13 protein-coding genes and 1 tRNA gene are annotated in these 16827 nt (G+C 64.7%); 6 read left to right on the plus strand and 8 right to left on the minus strand.

Translation table 11 applies throughout. The features are described 5' to 3' along the window. The first annotated feature begins 128 nt into the window (after positions 1-128). From deoC to LZC95_15700, 3 genes are read left to right on the plus strand one after another with little or no spacing between them, the layout of a single operon-like run. Positions 129-1094: a deoxyribose-phosphate aldolase gene (gene deoC / locus LZC95_15690; protein ID WXA98270.1), complete on the plus strand. Its 966-nt coding sequence runs from the start codon at positions 129-131 to the stop codon at positions 1092-1094. 14 nt (positions 1095-1108) lie between these two features. Further along, positions 1109-2656 (plus strand): aldehyde dehydrogenase family protein, encoded by a 1548-nt coding sequence (locus LZC95_15695; GenBank protein WXA98271.1) that lies wholly within the window; start codon positions 1109-1111, stop codon positions 2654-2656. Continuing rightward, a complete protein-coding gene (locus LZC95_15700) occupies positions 2656-3654 on the plus strand; it encodes an aldehyde dehydrogenase family protein (protein ID WXA98272.1) in 999 nt (332 codons plus the stop codon). The genes LZC95_15695 and LZC95_15700 overlap by 1 nt, the downstream gene beginning before the upstream one ends. Before the next feature lie 6 nt (positions 3655-3660). Here the strand turns inward: LZC95_15700 and argB are convergent, their stop codons facing one another. From argB to LZC95_15720, 4 genes are all read right to left on the minus strand, one after another. Then, entirely contained in the window at positions 3661-4476 is an 816-nt protein-coding gene (gene argB / locus LZC95_15705; GenBank protein ID WXB00340.1) for an acetylglutamate kinase, read from the minus strand. Between the two features lie 2 nt (positions 4477-4478). Beyond that, positions 4479-5534: an N-acetyl-gamma-glutamyl-phosphate reductase gene (gene argC, locus LZC95_15710; GenBank protein WXA98273.1), complete on the minus strand. Its 1056-nt coding sequence runs from the start codon at positions 5532-5534 to the stop codon at positions 4479-4481. A gap of 275 nt (positions 5535-5809) precedes the next feature. After that, the gene (locus LZC95_15715) at positions 5810-7588 is read right to left on the minus strand and encodes a serine/threonine protein kinase (protein ID WXA98274.1); all 1779 of its coding nucleotides are present in this window, start codon (positions 7586-7588) and stop codon (positions 5810-5812) included. Positions 7589-7619: 31 nt separating this feature from the next. Further along, the gene (locus LZC95_15720) at positions 7620-9173 is read right to left on the minus strand and encodes a family 43 glycosylhydrolase (GenBank protein ID WXA98275.1); all 1554 of its coding nucleotides are present in this window, start codon (positions 9171-9173) and stop codon (positions 7620-7622) included. Positions 9174-9196: 23 nt separating this feature from the next. Between LZC95_15720 and LZC95_15725 the strand changes: the two genes are divergently transcribed. The 3 genes from LZC95_15725 to LZC95_15735 all read left to right on the plus strand — a co-directional run bounded on the left by LZC95_15725 (position 9197) and on the right by LZC95_15735 (position 11062). Further along, complete coding sequence (locus tag LZC95_15725) at positions 9197-10525, plus strand: M20/M25/M40 family metallo-hydrolase (protein WXA98276.1); 1329 nt, start codon at positions 9197-9199, stop codon at positions 10523-10525. A gap of 28 nt (positions 10526-10553) precedes the next feature. Then, entirely contained in the window at positions 10554-10922 is a 369-nt protein-coding gene (locus tag LZC95_15730; GenBank protein WXA98277.1) for a Spx/MgsR family RNA polymerase-binding regulatory protein, read from the plus strand. Positions 10923-10987: 65 nt separating this feature from the next. Next, a tRNA-Pro gene (locus LZC95_15735) sits at positions 10988-11062 on the plus strand. Positions 11063-11110: 48 nt separating this feature from the next. On the opposite strand, the gene LZC95_15740 is transcribed toward LZC95_15735, so the two are convergent. From LZC95_15740 to LZC95_15755, 4 genes are all read right to left on the minus strand, one after another. Next, the gene (locus LZC95_15740) at positions 11111-13642 is read right to left on the minus strand and encodes a bifunctional aminotransferase class I/II-fold pyridoxal phosphate-dependent enzyme/GNAT family N-acetyltransferase (GenBank protein WXA98278.1); all 2532 of its coding nucleotides are present in this window, start codon (positions 13640-13642) and stop codon (positions 11111-11113) included. Between the two features lie 278 nt (positions 13643-13920). Continuing rightward, positions 13921-15087, minus strand: a complete 1167-nt coding sequence (locus tag LZC95_15745) for a hypothetical protein (protein ID WXA98279.1) — start codon at positions 15085-15087, stop codon at positions 13921-13923. A 42-nt stretch (positions 15088-15129) separates the two neighbouring features. Next, entirely contained in the window at positions 15130-15591 is a 462-nt protein-coding gene (locus LZC95_15750; GenBank protein WXA98280.1) for a hypothetical protein, read from the minus strand. A gap of 137 nt (positions 15592-15728) precedes the next feature. Next, a complete protein-coding gene (locus tag LZC95_15755; GenBank protein WXA98281.1) occupies positions 15729-16634 on the minus strand; it encodes a hypothetical protein in 906 nt (301 codons plus the stop codon). Positions 16635-16827 lie beyond the last annotated feature (193 nt).

The following is a 16827-nucleotide window of genomic DNA, read 5'->3' on the forward strand; positions in this document are numbered from 1 at the left end:
TCTCGCTAGATTGCTCGAAACCTGTCTTTTCCAGGAACGGCCCGCAAGCGGGCCTGGCTACGGCAGGTTCGAGAGGCTTTTAAAGAGTCGGAGTTTGTGGGATGGGGCGTCTAACATCGTCGTCGTCAGTGGCGAGCCTTGCTACCAAGGCGGGTAGGGAGGCGGCGTCGCTGGCCCGTCCGCCCTTGCAGGATTTCTTTCCTTTGTATGTGCCCGGGCCGCCGCCGGTCGATCAGGTGGCGGTCGAGGAGCGCGCCAGCTCCCTGGCGAAGCGGTCCATCAAGAAAGGCGCGAAGGTCGCCGGGCTCAAGCTCGCCATCGCCATGATGGATCTGACGACGCTCGAGGGCAAAGACAGCGCCGGCAAGGTGCGTGCTCTCTGCAACAAAGCGTTGCGTCCATTGGAGACCGACGCGAGCGTTGGCCCTTGTGCTGCGATATGCGTCTATCCCAACCTGGTCCCGGTCGCGAAGCGCGCACTCGAGGGCTCCACGGTGAAGGTGGCCAGTGTCGCCACGGCATTTCCGAGTGGCCAGTCCCCGCTCGACATCAAGCTTCAAGACGTGCGCCGCGCCGTGGAATTCGGCGCCGACGAAATCGATATGGTGATCGACCGCGGGGCGATGCTCTCCGGCCAATACGCCAAGGTTTACGACGAAATCGCCGCCACCAAAGAGGCGTGCGGCGCTGCGCATTTGAAAGTGATTCTCGAAACCGGCGAGTTGGGCTCGTACGACGTGGTTCGACGCGCCAGCGAAATCGGGATTGCCGCCGGTGGGGATTTCATCAAGACATCGACCGGAAAAGTTCAGCCTGCGGCGACACCCCCCGTCACCTTGGTGATGCTGGAGACGATTCGCGATCACTATTACGCCACCGGTCGCAAAATCGGGATGAAGCCCGCGGGCGGCGTGCGCACCGCCAAACAGGCGCTCCACTACTTGGTGCTGGTCAAGGAGACGCTGGGCGACGAGTGGCTCACGCCGGATCTTTTCCGTTTCGGCGCCAGCGCACTTCTCAACGACGTGTTGATGCAGCTCGAGAAAGAGCGCACTGGGAACTACCAGGCCGCGGAAGACTTCTCGAAAGATTAGATCCGGAGAAATACATGAAGTCCGAGCTGACGAAGCGAGAGGGAGCGGGCAAGCTCGCCAAAGCGCAGACGCGCGATATGTCGTCATCGCGCCCGACCAACGCCGAGCCGGCGCTGGTTTTCGGTCGCGCGTGGGATTATGCGCCGGCGCCAGAATCCGCCGATCACGTGAAGATCGCGCCACGGTACGGGCTTTTCATCGGCGGCAAATGGAAGGCGCCGCAGAGTGGGAAATACTTCGCCACGATTAGCCCCAGCACCGAGCAAAAGCTCGCCGAGGTCGCGGATGCCAACGGGCGCGACGTCGACGACGCGGTGCGTGCCGCCCGAACCGCCTACGACAAATACTGGTCGAAAATGGGCGGGGCCGAACGCGCGAAATACATCTTTCGCATCGCGCGCGCCATTCAGGAGAAGGCGCGCGAGCTCGCGATTGTAGAATCGATGGACGGCGGAAAGCCGATCAAGGAATCGCGCGACGTCGACATTCCCCTCGCGGCAGCGCACTTTTTCTATCACGCGGGTTGGGCCGACAAGCTTGCATATGCATTCCAAGGCCGGCGTGTGCGGCCACTTGGCGTAGCGGGGCAGATCATTCCTTGGAACTTCCCGCTGCTCATGGCCGCGTGGAAGATCGCGCCGGCGCTGGCGTGCGGCAACACCGTGGTGCTCAAGCCCGCCGAAACGACGCCACTCACCGCGCTGCTCTTGGCGAAGATCATCGAAGAAGCCGAGCTCCCGCCGGGCGTCGTCAATGTCGTAACGGGGGCAGGAGAGACCGGAGCGGCGCTGGCATCGCACGCCGACGTGAACAAAGTCGCGTTCACCGGCAGCACCGACGTCGGGCGCAAAATTCAGCGAGCCCTCGCCGGCACGTCCAAGCGACTCACCTTGGAGCTCGGCGGAAAGGCCGCGAACATCGTATTTGCCGACGCGCCCATCGATCAAACGATCGAAGGGATCGTGAATGGCATCTATTTCAATCAAGGGCACGTGTGCTGCGCGGGATCTCGCCTCCTGGTCGAGGAGAGCGTGCACGATTTGATCGTAAAAAAGCTGCGCGACCGGATTTCCACGTTGCGGCTCGGTGATCCGCTCGACAAGAACACCGACGTTGGCGCCATCAACTCGAAGATGCAGCTCGAACGCATCAAGGAATTGGTGGACGCGGGCAGCAAAGAAGGCGCCGAGCGCTATTCGTCGGCCTGTGCGTTGCCGTCGAAGGGCTATTGGTTCCCGCCGACGTTCTTCACCGGCGCGAGCCAATCGAGCCGCATCGCCCGCGAAGAGATCTTCGGACCGGTGCTGACAGTGCTGACGTTCCGCACGCCCGAAGAGGCGCTGGAGAAGGCGAACAACTCGATGTACGGCCTGTCGGCGGGCATCTGGACCGACAAGGGCGCGAAGATCTTCTGGATGGCGCAGCGCCTCAAGGCCGGCGTCGTTTGGGGAAACACGTACAACAAGTTCGATCCTTCGTCGCCGTTCGGCGGATACAAGGAAAGCGGGTTTGGTCGCGAGGGAGGCCGCCAAGGGCTCTCCGCTTACGTGGAGGTCGGGTGATGGCCGCGCGCAAGTCCGCCGCTACGAAGGTGAAGTCGAAGGGAAATCGCATTTCCCAAGTGAAGGCGACCAACGGCACGAGTTTGGTCCAGGTTGACGAGGTGGTGCTTCCGGTGCGTCTGCGCATTGCGAAGGCGTACAAAATGTACGTGGGCGGCGCCTTCGTTCGCTCCGAGTCGGGGAGGTACTTCCAAGTGAAGAGCCACGAAACGAGCATCGACGCGGATCCGTCGGTCATCAACATTCCGCGCGGCTCGCGCAAGGACGTCCGCGACGCCGTGCTCACGGCGAAGAATGCCCAAGAGAAATGGGCGGCCCGCACGGCCTTCAATCGCGGGCAGATCCTTTATCGCCTCGCCGAGGTGATGGAATCGCGCCGCGATGAATTGATTTCCTCGCTGGTGCGCGGCGGCGCGACTGCGGAAAAGGCGGCGGCAGAGACGGATGCGGCCATCGATCGCTCGATCTATTACGCGGGCTTTTGCGACAAGTTCCAATCGCTGGTGGCCTCGTCCAATCCCGTGAGCGGGCCGCACTTTGGATTCAGCGTGCCCGAGCCGATGGGCGTCGTGGGGGTTGCGGCCCCGGAGGCACCGGCGCTGTTGGGGCTCGTCTCCACGGTGCTTCCCGTGATCACCGGTGGCAATACCGTGGTGGCCATTGCGTCGGATCGCGATCCACGGACCGCGATCGTCTTCTGCGAGTGCCTCGCGACCAGCGATTTGCCGGGCGGCGTGATCAACGTGCTCACCGGGCAGGCCGCGGAGATGGCGCCGGTGTTGGCAAAGCACCGCGAGGTCATCGCCATCGATGCGTGGACGCGTGATGCGGAGCTGCGTGCGACGCTCGAGCGCGAGGGCGCGGGCAGCATCAAGCGCGTGAAGACCCATGCCTCGCCGTCCGAGCGATTCTGGCTCGAGGACGGCGAAGGGCAGGGGCTAGGATGGATCGAGCGGTTCCTCGAGACGAAGACCGTCTGGCATCCGGTCGGCGTCTAGGCGCCGTCAAGGCACGAGTACGGTGCCGACGCTGCCGGGATCGGCAGCTTCGCGGGCGAGATCGCCCGGCTGGAGGCGTCCGACGATGTGAACGGCGCGCACGCCGGCCGCAATCGCGGCGAAGGACTCGTCCAGCTTGGGGATCATGCCCTTGGTGACGACGCCGTCGGCAATGGCCTTCTTGCCGTCGGCCAGCGAAAGACGCGGAATGCGCGAGGTGGGATCGGCCACGTCGCGCAGCACCGCCGGAACGTCGGTCACGAGGAACAGCGACCGTGCGCCCAGCGCAATGGCGGACTGATTGGCCACGACGTCGGCGTTGATGTTGTACACGTTGCCGCCTTCGTCGGCGCCGAGACAGGCGAGCACCGGAACGTAGCCCGCGTCGAGAAGCAGCGAGAGCAGCTCGTGGCGCAGTCCGGTGACATCGCCCACGAAGCCGAAGTCGATCGGATCGGGCCCGCCGCCGCTGACGACACGCGGCGGGCGCTTCACCGCGCGAATGACGCAGGAGCTCGCGCCATGAAGGCCCACGGGGCGCGCGCCCGCCGCAACGAGCGCGGCGCAGAGGTCGACGTTTACCTTGCCGGCGAGGGTCATCTTCATCACGTCGAGCGTGGCCTCGTCGGTGATGCGCCGGCCGCCGACGATGTTTGGCGTCTGGCCGAGTTGCTTCTGCAGCGCCGTGGCTTGTGGCCCGCCGCCGTGCACGAGCACCACCGGGGTGCCCGCCCGCGCGAGCGCGGCGACATCCGATGCAATCGCGCCGAGGTAAGGCCCCGCGATGACGTCGCCGCCAAGCTTCAAAACGATGGGCGCCACGCTCACGGCCAGCCGCCCGGATCTTCCAGGGTGAGCCGCTCGTCGAGGCCGAGGATCAGGTTCATCGACTGAATGGCCTGGCCGGCGCCTCCTTTAATGAGGTTGTCCGTCGCGGCAAAGCAGGCGACCACGCGCTTGCCATCGCGAACCTCGCCTGGAACCACGGCCACCTCGGCGTAGTTGGTGCCTTTGACGGCGGCGACCTCGGGCAGGCGCTTCGACGGCACGCGGACGAACGGCTCGTTGGCGAACGTCTCCGCGAAGGCGGCGCGGATCTCGTCCGGGGAGACGCTCTCCTTCACGTGTGCAAACGACGTCGCGAAGATGCCGCGCGAAAGCGGCGCGCTGACCGGCACGAAGCGCAACGCCACGTCCTTCGCGCCCGCATCGCCGAGCGTCTGCACGATTTCCGGGATGTGCTGGTGATCGAGCGGCTTGTACGTCTTCAGGTTGTTCGCCCGCACGGGGTGGTGCGTTCCCGCGCTGGGCACGACGCCGCTGCCCGAAGAGCCGGTGATGCCCACGACCTCGACCTCGCCCTCGAGCCATCCCCGCCTGGCCAGCGGCAACAGCGCCAACTCGATGGTCGTGGCAAAACATCCCGGCGACGCCACGTAACGCGCCGCACGAATCGCGTCGCGATGGAGCTCGGGCAGGCCGTACACGAAGGTGCCCGCGAGCAACTTGGGGCACGGGTGCTCGGCGCCGTAGTAACGCTTGTAAACGTCTTTGTCGCGAAGGCGGAAATCACCCGATAAGTCCACCACGCGCGCACCCGACTCCATGAGCTCGGGCATCTTCTGCGCGCTGACCTTGTGCGGGAGGCCGAGGAGCACTACGTCCATTCCTGCTGCGGCCTCGGCGGGGGAAATCCCTTCGAATCGCAGATCGGTTTGACCTTCCAGGTTGGGGTGCGCCACCGTGACCGGCTCGCCAATGAAGTCGACCGACGCCACGCGAACGAGCTCGACCTCCGGGTGCCGCAAAAGTCGTCGGATGATCTCCGCTCCACCGTAACCGCTACCGCCAATGACGGCGGCTTTGAATCGCTTTGCCATGCGCGGAGCCTAATCCAACTTGTTGGAGTCGTCTCAACGCAACGTTCGAGGGGACGGGTAGGGGCTAGCGATCTCTTGGCCGTCGAGCAGCGGCAGCGAGACAAGTCCGGCGAGCCCGGCGCCCTTGTCCGTCTCTGCCGCGAAGATCGCCAGGCCCTATGGCGATCCTTTCTCTCTGTACCGAACATCGCGCCGGTCTCGCCGGTTTCGTCCCGCTGCCGCGGTTCTTGCACGGCGCTCGTTCGAGACCGCGCACCTTCAATCGAAAGGTTGCCTTACCGGGAAGTTTTACTCCCAATGATGAAGGTCGGCATCATGTGCTCGAGCTTGGGCTCGATGGTTTTGCGATCCGCCGTTGGGTACACGAGCTGGAACGTGGCAAATCGGTCCGTCGTGGTGACCGTGCGCTGAAAAAACGATTTGCCGTGGACCGTTCCCGCGAGCGAAAAGGCATTTGCCGTTTTTTCGGTTTTGGCAGGAAGGATGGTGCGACCCGTCTCGGGCTCGTCGGCCTTGTCGTGTTCGAACATCGAGTCCAGCGAGGTGCCCGCCTGCAGGTAGCCACCACGCATGGTCAGCTCGAGTTCCCCTTTGCGGATGGCGCCGTCGACGGCCACGATGTCGCGAAACTCGTTGGGAATGCACAGCGAGTAACCCACGTTGGTGTCGACGTACGGCACCAGCCCGGACGAGCATGCCATGGGCGCAGACGGGGCCGGTGTTGCCGGAGCCGGGGCCATGATCGGTGCCGCGCTCGCGGATGCGACGGGTGGCGGCGCCGAAGGCTTGGGCGGTGCCGCCGAGGACGAGGCGACGGGGGTCGCCGCGCGTGCAGGCGGCGAGTCCGCGGGCGACCGAAAGGCGAACCACACGACGCCGAGGGCCGCGGTACCTGCGAGTGCGATCCACAGGAAGGGGTTACCCTTGCGCGGCGCAGGTCGCGCCGGCACGTCGACCGATGCCATGGCCGTGCTGATCGAAGGCTCCGGCTTGTGCACGTCTACGCGCGTCGTATCCGGCACGCGCAGCGACGCCACGGTAGCCGCCAGCGGATCGACCGGAGCCCGCGTGCGGGCTGCTGCTGGGGCCTCGGGCAACGGATCCACGAGGGTCGCGCCCTTTGCCGCGAGCACCAGCGCGTCCCAGAAGTCGCCCGCGCTCGCGTAGCGCTCCTTTGGGTCGACCGCGAGCGCGCGAAGCAGCACCTGCTCGACGGCATCGGCCGCCGTGCCTACGTCGATGTCCAGCGCCCGCAACGTGGGCCGGTGCTGCACATTGCTCGATGCCACGAACAGCTGTGCGCTGTCGCCTTGCATCGCCGAGTGCCCCGCGGTCATCTCGACCACGATGAGCGCGAGCGCGAACACATCGGTCCACGGACCGGTGGCGCCGAAACGGCGATCGAACTGCTCTGGCGCACCGTAACGCGGCGTGAAGGCATGCAGCGACATGCCCGTCGCCTCGTGCGCGCGCTGGAGATCCGTGGATTCGCCGATGACCTTCGCGATACCGAAATCGACGACCTTGATGATTCGCTTGCCCGCGACCGTGCACAGAAACAGATTCGCCGGCTTGATGTCCCGGTGCGCGATGCCCTGCGCATGCGCCGTGGCCAGCGCGCGTGCGGCAGGTTCGAGCAACGCCAAGGTCTCTTCCAGGCTGCGCGGCGGCAGATCCTTTTTCGATCGCGCGCGAAGGTCGTCTTCGAGCGACTCGCCGTCGAGCCATTCGAGCACCAGGTACGGTGTCCACGTGCCGTTCGGCGACGTGGTGGCACCGACGTCCAGCGCTTGCACGATGTTGGCATTCGCGCGCGACAGCCGATGCAACAGCTTTCCCTCGTCGAGGAACGACTGCAGAAAGCGCTCGCGCTCTTCCCCGGCCAGCTTGCGCGGAATCTTGAGGCACTTGATGGCCACCGCGTCGTCGAGGCCCTTGTGGTGCCCTCGATAGACGACTGCAAATCCGCCCTCGCCGACGACCTTCTCGACGTCGTAACGCCCCTCGAGCGCGTGACCGATCCACGCGAACGGATCGTCCGGATCCGACGTCATGGGCGATGAAGCTCCTACGACCATGGGCATCTCATACCACGGCGCCGTTCAGATCGGCCGCGATGCGCTCGGCAAAGCTGCGGTCACTGCCGCGTGCGCTCGCCGCCATGCGAAAGAGGCCGCCCGGGTACGTTTCTGCACTCCAGGGTACGCCTCCATTTTTCCAGAGCGGCTGCCACGCTACATAGCCGTGCCCGGGGGCGAACCAGCGGTTGCCCTCGCGCCATGCCGATCCGGTGCGGTACGCGAGCACGAGGCTCGTGCCGCCGTCGCCGGACAGCGACCACGGCGCGAACCCGCCGACGTCACCTTCGCGGCGAAGGTTCGTCGCATCCCCGACCCAGGGGAAGATCGTTTCGAGGCCGAAGGCCGTCTCCCAAACGGACGTCATCTCCGCGGCAACGTGCCAGGTGAACTCCAGGTCGATGTGCTCTTCGCCGAAGGTGAACGACCAATCCAGGGTGACCGGCTCGTCGCCCATCGGAATGCCCTTCAGCGTGAGGCGCGAACCGTCCGCACTCTGCTCGACCTGCGCCGGTGCGCCCGGCCGATCCGTCGCGCCGAAAGCCCCCACCGCGAGGTACGGACCCGTCGCGCGAAACGACGACGCGAGCAGCTCCCGCGGTTCGGCGTCGGGAAATCTCGCCATGAAGGAGCGCAGCGCCGCCCGGGGCGAAACCTGCACGATGGCACGGTACGCGGGACGATTCACCGTCACGTATTTCACCGCCTCCCAACGCAGCCGCGCCAGGTAAACGCCTCCCTCACCCCATCCGGCGGCGCTCGCGAACCAGGTTCCATCGGCATCTTGCACGACCTCGGCGGCATGCGATGGAATCGTTCCCACGCGATGCGAAGGCTCGAAGTGAAACGGGTCGCCGCTGAAGTACACCGCCGTCGACGAATACGCATCGCGCGGCCCGATGAAGAGGTAATACCCGCCGTCTCTTTTCACGACGAACGGCGACTCCGTCGGGCCGCCAAAAGTTCCACTCGAGGGATCGCGAAACGCGATGCGCCGCTCCCCGAAATGGCGCAAATCCGTGCTCGTTCGGTATGCGACCACGTGCGCGCCGCCTGCGGGCTCGCTCGTGGCCGTGTAATACATCACCCAGCGATCGCCGACGCGGATCACCATCGGATCGCGCGCATCGAAGCCATCTTCGAAGAGGGGCTCGGGATGTCGCGTCCACGTCCAGAGGTCGTTCGACGTGGCCAGGCGGATGCGGTAGCGCGTGTGGTCCTCGGCGCCGGCGCAATAGAACATGTAGTACGTGCCCTCGTGCAGCAGGACGTACGGCGCCCAGAGCAAGCTTTCGCCGTACGCCGGATCGGCGACCAACGCCGGAGGCTGCTTCTGCCAAGGCCCGCCGGTCAGGGATGCCGACGTCGCATGGGCGAAGGATTTCTCGTCGAGCGGGGCAGCAGGCTCCGGGTGCGTGATGCCGAACAGATGCCACGTGCCATCCGGACCTCGGACGAATGCGTGGTCGTTGATGTACCAAGGCTCCGATTCTCCGACGCTCGGATCGTAAATCCGGAAGAACGGATCCGACGTCACCTCGTACTCGTTCGAGCAAGTCATGGATCCATGGTAACGTTTGTCCCGTGGCTGCGAACGAACGCGCGGAAGAAGCTGCACGCTGGCTCGAGGGTAAGACGACGGAGATGGAAGAGGCGCTTCGCCCTTTGGTGGAGCAAAATTCCTTCACCGACAACGCGGAGGGTGGCCGCATCGTGGGGGCGCGTCTGCGCGAGCAGACCTTTGCCATCCCTGGCCTTCGCTGCGCGGTGCATCCGAGCCAGCGCTACGCGGATCACCTGGTGTTTTCGAGCGAAGGTGCCGCCGGCGCTTCGCCCATCGCGCTGGTGGGGCACCTCGATACGGTGTTTCCGCCGGGGACCTTCGAGGGCTACCGCCGCGATGGGGCGCTCGCGCGCGGTCCCGGCGTGCTCGATATGAAGGGTGGGCTCGTGGTGGTGGCCTTCGCGCTGCGCGCCGTCGCCGAAACGGCGGGCCTCGATGCGATTCCGGCCCTGCGCCTCGTCATCGTGGCCGATGAAGAGGTGGGCTCGCCCGAAGGCTACCGCGTGATTCAAGACGCCGCGCGCGGTTCGGTGTCTGCGCTCGTCTTCGAGGCCGGTCGCAAGGCCGACGCGATCATCACGCGCCGGAAGGGAACGGCGGGCATCACCGCGATTGCCTCGGGCAAGGCCGCACACGCGGGGGCCAACCACCGCGATGGGGTCAACGCCATCTGGGCACTGTCGCGCTTCATCGACAAGGCGCAAGGTTGGACGGACTACGATCGCGGCATCACCGTCAATTGCGGCAAGATCGGGGGAGGGCAGGGCAAGAACACGGTGCCCGACCACGCCGAGGCCCTCTTCGATGCGCGCTTCGTCACGAATGCCGATGCGGATCGCCTCATGGCCGCCTTTCACGAGGCCGCCGCCGAGGCCGGGCGGGACATCGCCGGTGCGAGCGTCCGCATCGAGGGTGGCATCGCCCGCCGCCCGCTCGAGCGTACCGACGCCAGCGCGGCGCTCCTTCGGGCGTACGGTGACTGCGCCCGCGCTTCCGGCTTGGGCGACGGCGAGGCCGCGCTCATCGGCGGTGGCTCGGACGCGAGCACCACGGCGGACATCGGCATCCCGTCCATCGACGGACTTGGTCCGCGCGGCACCGGCTTTCACACGAAGGACGAGCTCATCGAGGTCGACACTCTCGTTCCCAAGGCGCAGGCCCTCGCGCGGTATCTCCTTGCCGTGTTGGCGGTGCTCGTCCTCACCGGCTGCGCGCACGCAAGGACGCCCGAAGAGGAGCCCACGCCCGAAATCCGCGTCGTCCCGGGCGCGGCGTCGCGCTCCCTCTGGATAGGCCATTCCTTGGACGGCGGCGCAGTGGACGGCGGCGACGCCGGCGACGCGGGCTGACGCGGCGACGTGCTAGCGTCCGGCCGCCATGGCCAAAGCGAAAGATAGCGTCACGGTTCTCGCGTACGCGAAGTGCTCCACCTGCATCAACGCCCTCAAGTGGCTCAAATCCCACGGGATCGAGCCGCAGGTGCGCCCCATCGTCGACGAGCCGCCCACTTCGGCCGAGTTGGCCAAGTGGATCCCGGCCAGCGGCATCGGCGTGCGCAAATGGCTCAACACGAGCGGCCAGAGCTACCGCGCGCTGGGGAAGACCAAGTTCGACGCCGCGTCGGACGCCGAAATCGCGCGGTGGCTGACCGAAGATGGCAAACTCGTCAAGCGTCCCGTGCTCGTGAAAGGCTCGCAAGTGCTCGTGGGCTTCCGTGAAGAAGCGTACGCAGAGCTTTTCGGATGAATCGGGCTTGCGCTTATGAGCGGTTCGACTAGCTTGGCGCCCGCTTCACCGCATCACGAGAAGCACGGGGCGTAGCGCAGCCTGGTTAGCGCACCAGACTGGGGGTCTGGGGGTCGGTGGTTCGAATCCACTCGCCCCGACTGTAAAAAGGTCGGGTTCCCTTATCAACGAGCCAAGCAGCGATTCGGTCATGCGACCGAATCCTGCCGGAACTCGGTGGCCCGGCACGATGCGGGGGGCGCGGAGCCCACGCCGACTTCGGCAACGATCTCGCGCAGCACCGCGCCGTTGTAGTGGTCGCGTACCTGCGCGTAGATGCAATTCTTGATCGCGCGTGTGCCAAAGCGGCTCTTCTCGATGTCCGCGTCCATGCCGAGGTGCACCACGCGCTTGCCGCGTTTCCTCGCGCGCACCACCATTTGATAGAGCGCCTGCCGGTACGCGCCATGACTGAGCACGTAGCGGTAATCGAATCCGCACAGGAACGGTGCGTAGTGCTCGCCATGGACATGGGCGGCGTACCACGCGATGGGCAGGCCATCGGCCGGACCTCCCGCCGATGCAGGCAAGCGCAACGTGACCACCTCCCACGCCGGTGACGCGAGAAATGCCGCCACCATGTCCTCGGGCAACTCGTACACGTTCAACCGGCGCTTTCGCGTCGCGACGTTGCGGTAAAGCCGCCACAAGTGCGCCTGCTCCGCGGCGTCGAGAGGCTGGCGTTGGTCGCTGCCCGCGCCGTGGGAACGCACGTCGAACAGGGCGGCGCGGTCGATCTGCAGGCGCAAATGCTGCCGCTTTCGCTTGGAAAGCGTGGCGGCGAGCTCGTTCTCGTCCTTCCAATGGATCTCGAGCCGGTGCGAATCGAGCATCGGCATCTTGACGAAGCCGCGGTCGAGCATGAACGCATCCATCTCCACATCGCCGTCGGGCATGTCGCGGAGCATGAACATGTTCGCCTGGGCGGCCTCGTATTGCTCGTGGCCGAGGTGAAGCATCCAATCGAGTGCCGCCCGCCACGGGCCGCGCCGGTCGAGGTAAATATGGTTGCCCTCGGAAAGGGGCGAGCCGGTCATGATGACCTCGGACGAGAGAAAGTGCGGCTGGCGCGCGCGCCGTGCCTCCACGGCCTCCGACACCTCGGCGCGCATCAACATGTCGTCCTTGTTCAGGCTTTGCGTGAAGTGCGTGACGCAAACGGGGTTTCCGTTCTGCTCGCGGATGACCACGTACCAGAATTTCCAATTGTGCTGAGGTTCCCGCTGATTCGAAAAGAGCTTCTCGGCCGTGGCCATGGCATCCCAACTGCAGGCGCCCACGCCTCCGAGCGTCCCGTTCCACAGCGTGCGATCCACCTCGTGGATCGTGCGGCTCACTTGCACCATGAGCGGGGCGGCCATCGTGACCGGCCGCCGTGGCCGCCGGGATGGCGCGCGCTCGTACGCGCTGCTGCGCAGCGACTCCGAGGGGACCGCGTGCTCGAAGAGACCATCGAGCTCGCGCCGTGAGAGACCCTCGCGCGCCATGACGTCCGGCACGTGCCGGGCGAGCGCGGAGACCACGCGCGCCACATCTTCCGGCGTATGGGCGCTGGTCAGTGCGAGCCGGATGCCCGCCCGCTTCATGGGCACCGAGGGATAAATCGACACGTTGACGTAAAGGCCTTCGGCCATCAGCCGCTCGGCCACCGCAAAGGCCACTCGGGGTAGCCCGAGTCGCATGAAGAAAATGGGCGACTCGTTCTCGACCAAGAGCGGCAAGCCGGCCTCCTTGATGAGGCGATTGCACAGGTCCACCCGATCGCGAAGCTCGTTCTGGCGCTTCACGATCTCCTCGGACAAGTGCACGCGCGCCGATGCCAGCGCTGCGCCGAGCATCGGCGGCTGCAGCGGCCCCGAAAAGAGCATGGGTCCACCGCACATGCGCACCCGCTCGCGTTCCTGCGGATCGGTAAACACCGCCACCGCGCCACCGGCCGCGAACGCCTTCACCATCGAGGTGACCAGCACGATGCGCGGACTCAGGGGCATGCGCGACAAGAAGCTGCCGCGCCCGTGCCGGCCGGCCCAGCTCATTCCATGCGCATCGTCGACGTAAATGCGCACGTTCGGCGCGATGTCCAAAAGCTGCTGCAGGAGGCGAACCGGCGCGAGATCGCCGTACATGCTGTAGACGCCATCGCAGGCAAACCATACCGTGCGCATGCGTCGCGCGAGCCGCGCCACCAAGTCGCATGCGCGTTCCAGCTCTCCGTGGCGCACGACCTCCACGCGCGTGCCGGCTGCGCGCGCCATGGTGGCGCCGACCTGCACGCTCTGGTGCACTTGATGATCGAGGATCAGCGCGTCCTTCTCACTGGCCAGCACCGGAAGAACGCACTGGTGACCCAAGGTCGTAGTGGGAACGACCAGCGCATGCCCGTCGAAAATTTGCGAAAGCCGCGCTTCGAGCTCCTCGTATGGCGGCGCCGAAAGGTACCCGCGCGACGAAGAAAACTGGGTGCCATATCGGTCGACTGCATCGTGCACGCCCTGCACCAGCGCAGGATGATTCTCCAGCGAAAGGTACGAACACGACGAGAATGACAGCAGATGGCGTCCGTTGACGGTGACCTGCCGTTCCATCAGCGCATCATCGGTGCATTGTTGAAAAAAGAGCTTTCGCCGGCGCGCTTCGCCGTGAATCTCTTCGACGATCTGCAAGTGCTCGGAAGCTTCCATGCTCGGCTCTCGGTAAGCGACAGCGTTTTCGCTGTGGCGAAAGAATGGAGCCCCCCATCGATCCACCGACTATTGGACCGATGAGGTGACGAGTCGAGTGGACTTATTCAATAAAAAGTGAACTGCAATATGCCCAGTGTCGCTCCAACATCGATATTTCGAAAATCGCAATAATGATCGAACGGATGTTGGTTCGGTGGACGAGTTGCCGTTCAGAGTCCAAACCGCCTCGTGCTGGCTCACTTCTCTCTACGTAAAAGCGGAGTCGCCCCCTTCGATCAAAGAAGCTTGAGGAATGCGATGATGTCCGAAGCTTCTTGATCGTCGATCTCGAAGTCGGGGTTCTGCAGTCCGACGGCGGTGATGTGGAAGAACCGCTGGTAGTGCACCATCATTTCTTCCAGCGTTTTCGCCGAGTTGTCATGGAAGTACGGCGCGGTATTCGACACGCCCCAGAGCGTAGGAATCTTGAAAATGGACGCAGTGCTGCCGGGGTTGATGGTGCACGCCGCCGGATCATCGATGCAGGGATCGCCAGTGATGATGGTCCTTCCCGGGTCCGGAGAGCGAATCGTCCGAACGGTGTGATCGGGCATCTCGAAATGGAACGTGTAGGCCGGGTAGCCGTTGGCATTCAGCTCGCTGGAGAAGTTGCCCGCGATGCGCCGATTGGGGCCTTCGATGGGATTGAACACGTTCGTTGTGTTGAGCAGTGGTCCGCTGTGGCACATCGCGCACAATCCGTCGGGGGCATTGCGCTGTTCGAAAAAGCGACGCCCGCGGCGTTGTGCCGGCGTGGATCCGTGCGGCAATTCGGGTGGGGGCCCGCCCTCGGCGTAACGCTCGAGCTGCCGGCTCGTGAACAGCGTTCGTTGAAATGCGCTCATCGCCTCGGCTTCGCGCTGCGTGGGCAACCGACCCGGCTCGTTGTGCGTTTGCACGGCGGCGATGGCTTGATGTGCAAGGTCTGCGTTTTCGCGTCCGTCGTACATCAAATGATCTTCGAAGGTGATGTTGCGCACGGAGGGCACCGCACGGCGAAGCACCACGACCGTGCGTCCTTGCGCGTCCTGGTAGACGTTGTCGTCGCGTTCGTCGACGGTGACGTTGGGCGGTAGGACGAAGGGAATGCGAAACGTCGCATCGCGAAGGAGAAGGGAGTAGTCGTTCCCCTTGCCGTCGTTGCTGTCGATGCTTCGAAAGAGCGGGTCCTTCGGTCGATGCCGATACACCCTTTGCACTTGTTCGGGGTCGATATCCGTGACGTCACGACCATCGCGGCGATGACAGCTCGCGCACGTGCGGCCGTTGCCTGCGAAGGTCTCTTCGTCGAAAAGCTCCTCGCCATCTGGCGGGTGCGACGGTCCCGCATGCCCAGGCCCCGCTTGCGGGGCCGGTCCTGCATGAAGATTAGCGAGGGCGGTAAGGGTTACGAGATATGGCAAAGCTAATTTGAAAAATCGACTCAATCTGAGCAATGGGAGGCCTCATTCGGGAATCCAGGGCTGCAGCTCGGATGGCGCGAGCAGGACGCCATCTTTCTCGAGCAGGCGTCGCAGCCCATCTTTCGCGCTCTTCACCTCCGGGGGAAGACTCTCCAAGGCCATGTCGATCGTTTCGCAGGTGCGAAACGTCTTTGCGAGCCCCATGACCGTCAGCAGGGCACGGTTCGCCGTGCGAAAAAGGCTCGCCGCCACACCGGTTCCTTCGATGACGCTGAACGCGGTGGAGCAAAGCTTGAGGCTCGGGGTGCCATGTTCCTTGAGGGCCGCACGCACTTGCGGGCCGGGGAAGGGTAGCCCTTCCGGAAAGTCCATGACGAGCACCAGCGGGACGCGCAGTCGCTCGTGGCGGTGATGCATTTCACGCCGAAGCGCCAACGCATCTTCGATCTCCACGGTCGTCCAGACGACCACGCCGACTCGATCGATCCAATAACTCCGGTACATGGGTATCCCCGCCAAGCTCCCCCATTAAGCAAAACGATCGAGAGTGTAACGTTTGGAAGACGAAAACCAATACCGACTCTAACGGTTTAGCTTTGAATGTTTTGGATAACGAAGTGACATCGTCCGCGATAATCGCATTACCTCTGATCGTGCCAAAGGAGCATATCCAGTGTCCCGGATTCGCGGAGCCATGGTTGATCGTGGGGGCCGGGGAGCACGCGGAGCGTATGACGGATGGAACGCTTGCCCAGTTCACGCGCGAGGGCCTCGTTTCCGAGGCGGAATGGATCCCGTGAGCTGGTGGCAAGGTACACATCGCGCGGACCGACGCGGGCCATCGCCTTGGCGAATCGCTCCGCGTAGCGCGCGGCCGATGATTCCCCGATCGCGCTTTGGACGCCGCCGCAGGCATTGAACGCTTCGGGTCGGCGTAAGAAGATTTCCAACGAGAGGTATCCCCCGAGGGAGCAGCCGTCGATTTCGGTGGCGCTTGCAGGGTGGCCGGTTGCGTCCGACTCCGCGCGGGCGCGCGGCACCACCGTCTCGACGATCCATCGCGCCACCTCGTCGAGCGGCGTATGCGTCGCGTGCACGTTGGGCAGATACGGGCAGGCGATGACCATCCCTCCGAACGGCTTTGCGCTGAGCTGCACATTGATCTCGGCGAGGCGCGCATCGGTGATGTCCTCGCGCCGGGACGTGCGCACGACCGGCGGATGACGCAGTCGCGCATAGGCCGTTCCCAACCCGTAGCGCTCGATCCATGCGTAAGCGCCTGCGCGCTCCTCGGTCGTCTCCCCAAGGCCGTGCAGAAGAACGAGCAGTCGTGCGGTCCCTCCGGCGCCTGCATCGCTGGCGCCTGCATCGCTGGCGCCTGCATCACGCGCCCCTGCATCACGTGGCGGCTGCTTCGGCAGAAACAGCGTCATTCGTTTCGAAAAGGTTCCCGGAAGGCGAATATCGCGCATCTCGAGATCGTCAGGCACGGTCACCCCGGCCAACGCGAGCCCAGCGAGCTGACAGAATGTGCGGCGCGCAATCACGGTCGAGGAACGATACTTTACGCTTCTGTAGTCCGATATGAGGCGTAAGGATGTCGATCTTTCTCGTTCGAACGTACTTGTATCGTTTTACGCACGTGCGTAGTCTCTCCATGCTTCGCCATAATTCCCGTGTCGTCGCGGACGATTACGGGCAGGCGCGTGTGACCGAGCCCCGCGTGCGGGGCCATGCATG

The organism is Sorangiineae bacterium MSr12523 (assembly GCA_037157775.1).
GTDB lineage: Bacteria > Myxococcota_A > Polyangia > Polyangiales > Polyangiaceae > Pendulispora > Pendulispora brunnea.

Coding starts and splice junctions, on each gene's coding strand:
- LZC95_15720 (WXA98275.1), bottom strand. CDS start 9,173: ATGACTTGCTCGAACGAGTACGAGGTGACGTCGGATCCGTTCTTCCGG.
- LZC95_15750 (WXA98280.1), bottom strand. CDS start 15,591: ATGTACCGGAGTTATTGGATCGATCGAGTCGGCGTGGTCGTCTGGACG.
- LZC95_15700 (WXA98272.1), top strand. CDS start 2,656: ATGGCCGCGCGCAAGTCCGCCGCTACGAAGGTGAAGTCGAAGGGAAAT.
- LZC95_15715 (WXA98274.1), bottom strand. CDS start 7,588: ATGACGTCGGATCCGGACGATCCGTTCGCGTGGATCGGTCACGCGCTC.
- LZC95_15730 (WXA98277.1), top strand. CDS start 10,554: ATGGCCAAAGCGAAAGATAGCGTCACGGTTCTCGCGTACGCGAAGTGC.
- LZC95_15740 (WXA98278.1), bottom strand. CDS start 13,642: ATGGAAGCTTCCGAGCACTTGCAGATCGTCGAAGAGATTCACGGCGAA.
- argC (WXA98273.1), bottom strand. CDS start 5,534: ATGGCAAAGCGATTCAAAGCCGCCGTCATTGGCGGTAGCGGTTACGGT.
- LZC95_15695 (WXA98271.1), top strand. CDS start 1,109: ATGAAGTCCGAGCTGACGAAGCGAGAGGGAGCGGGCAAGCTCGCCAAA.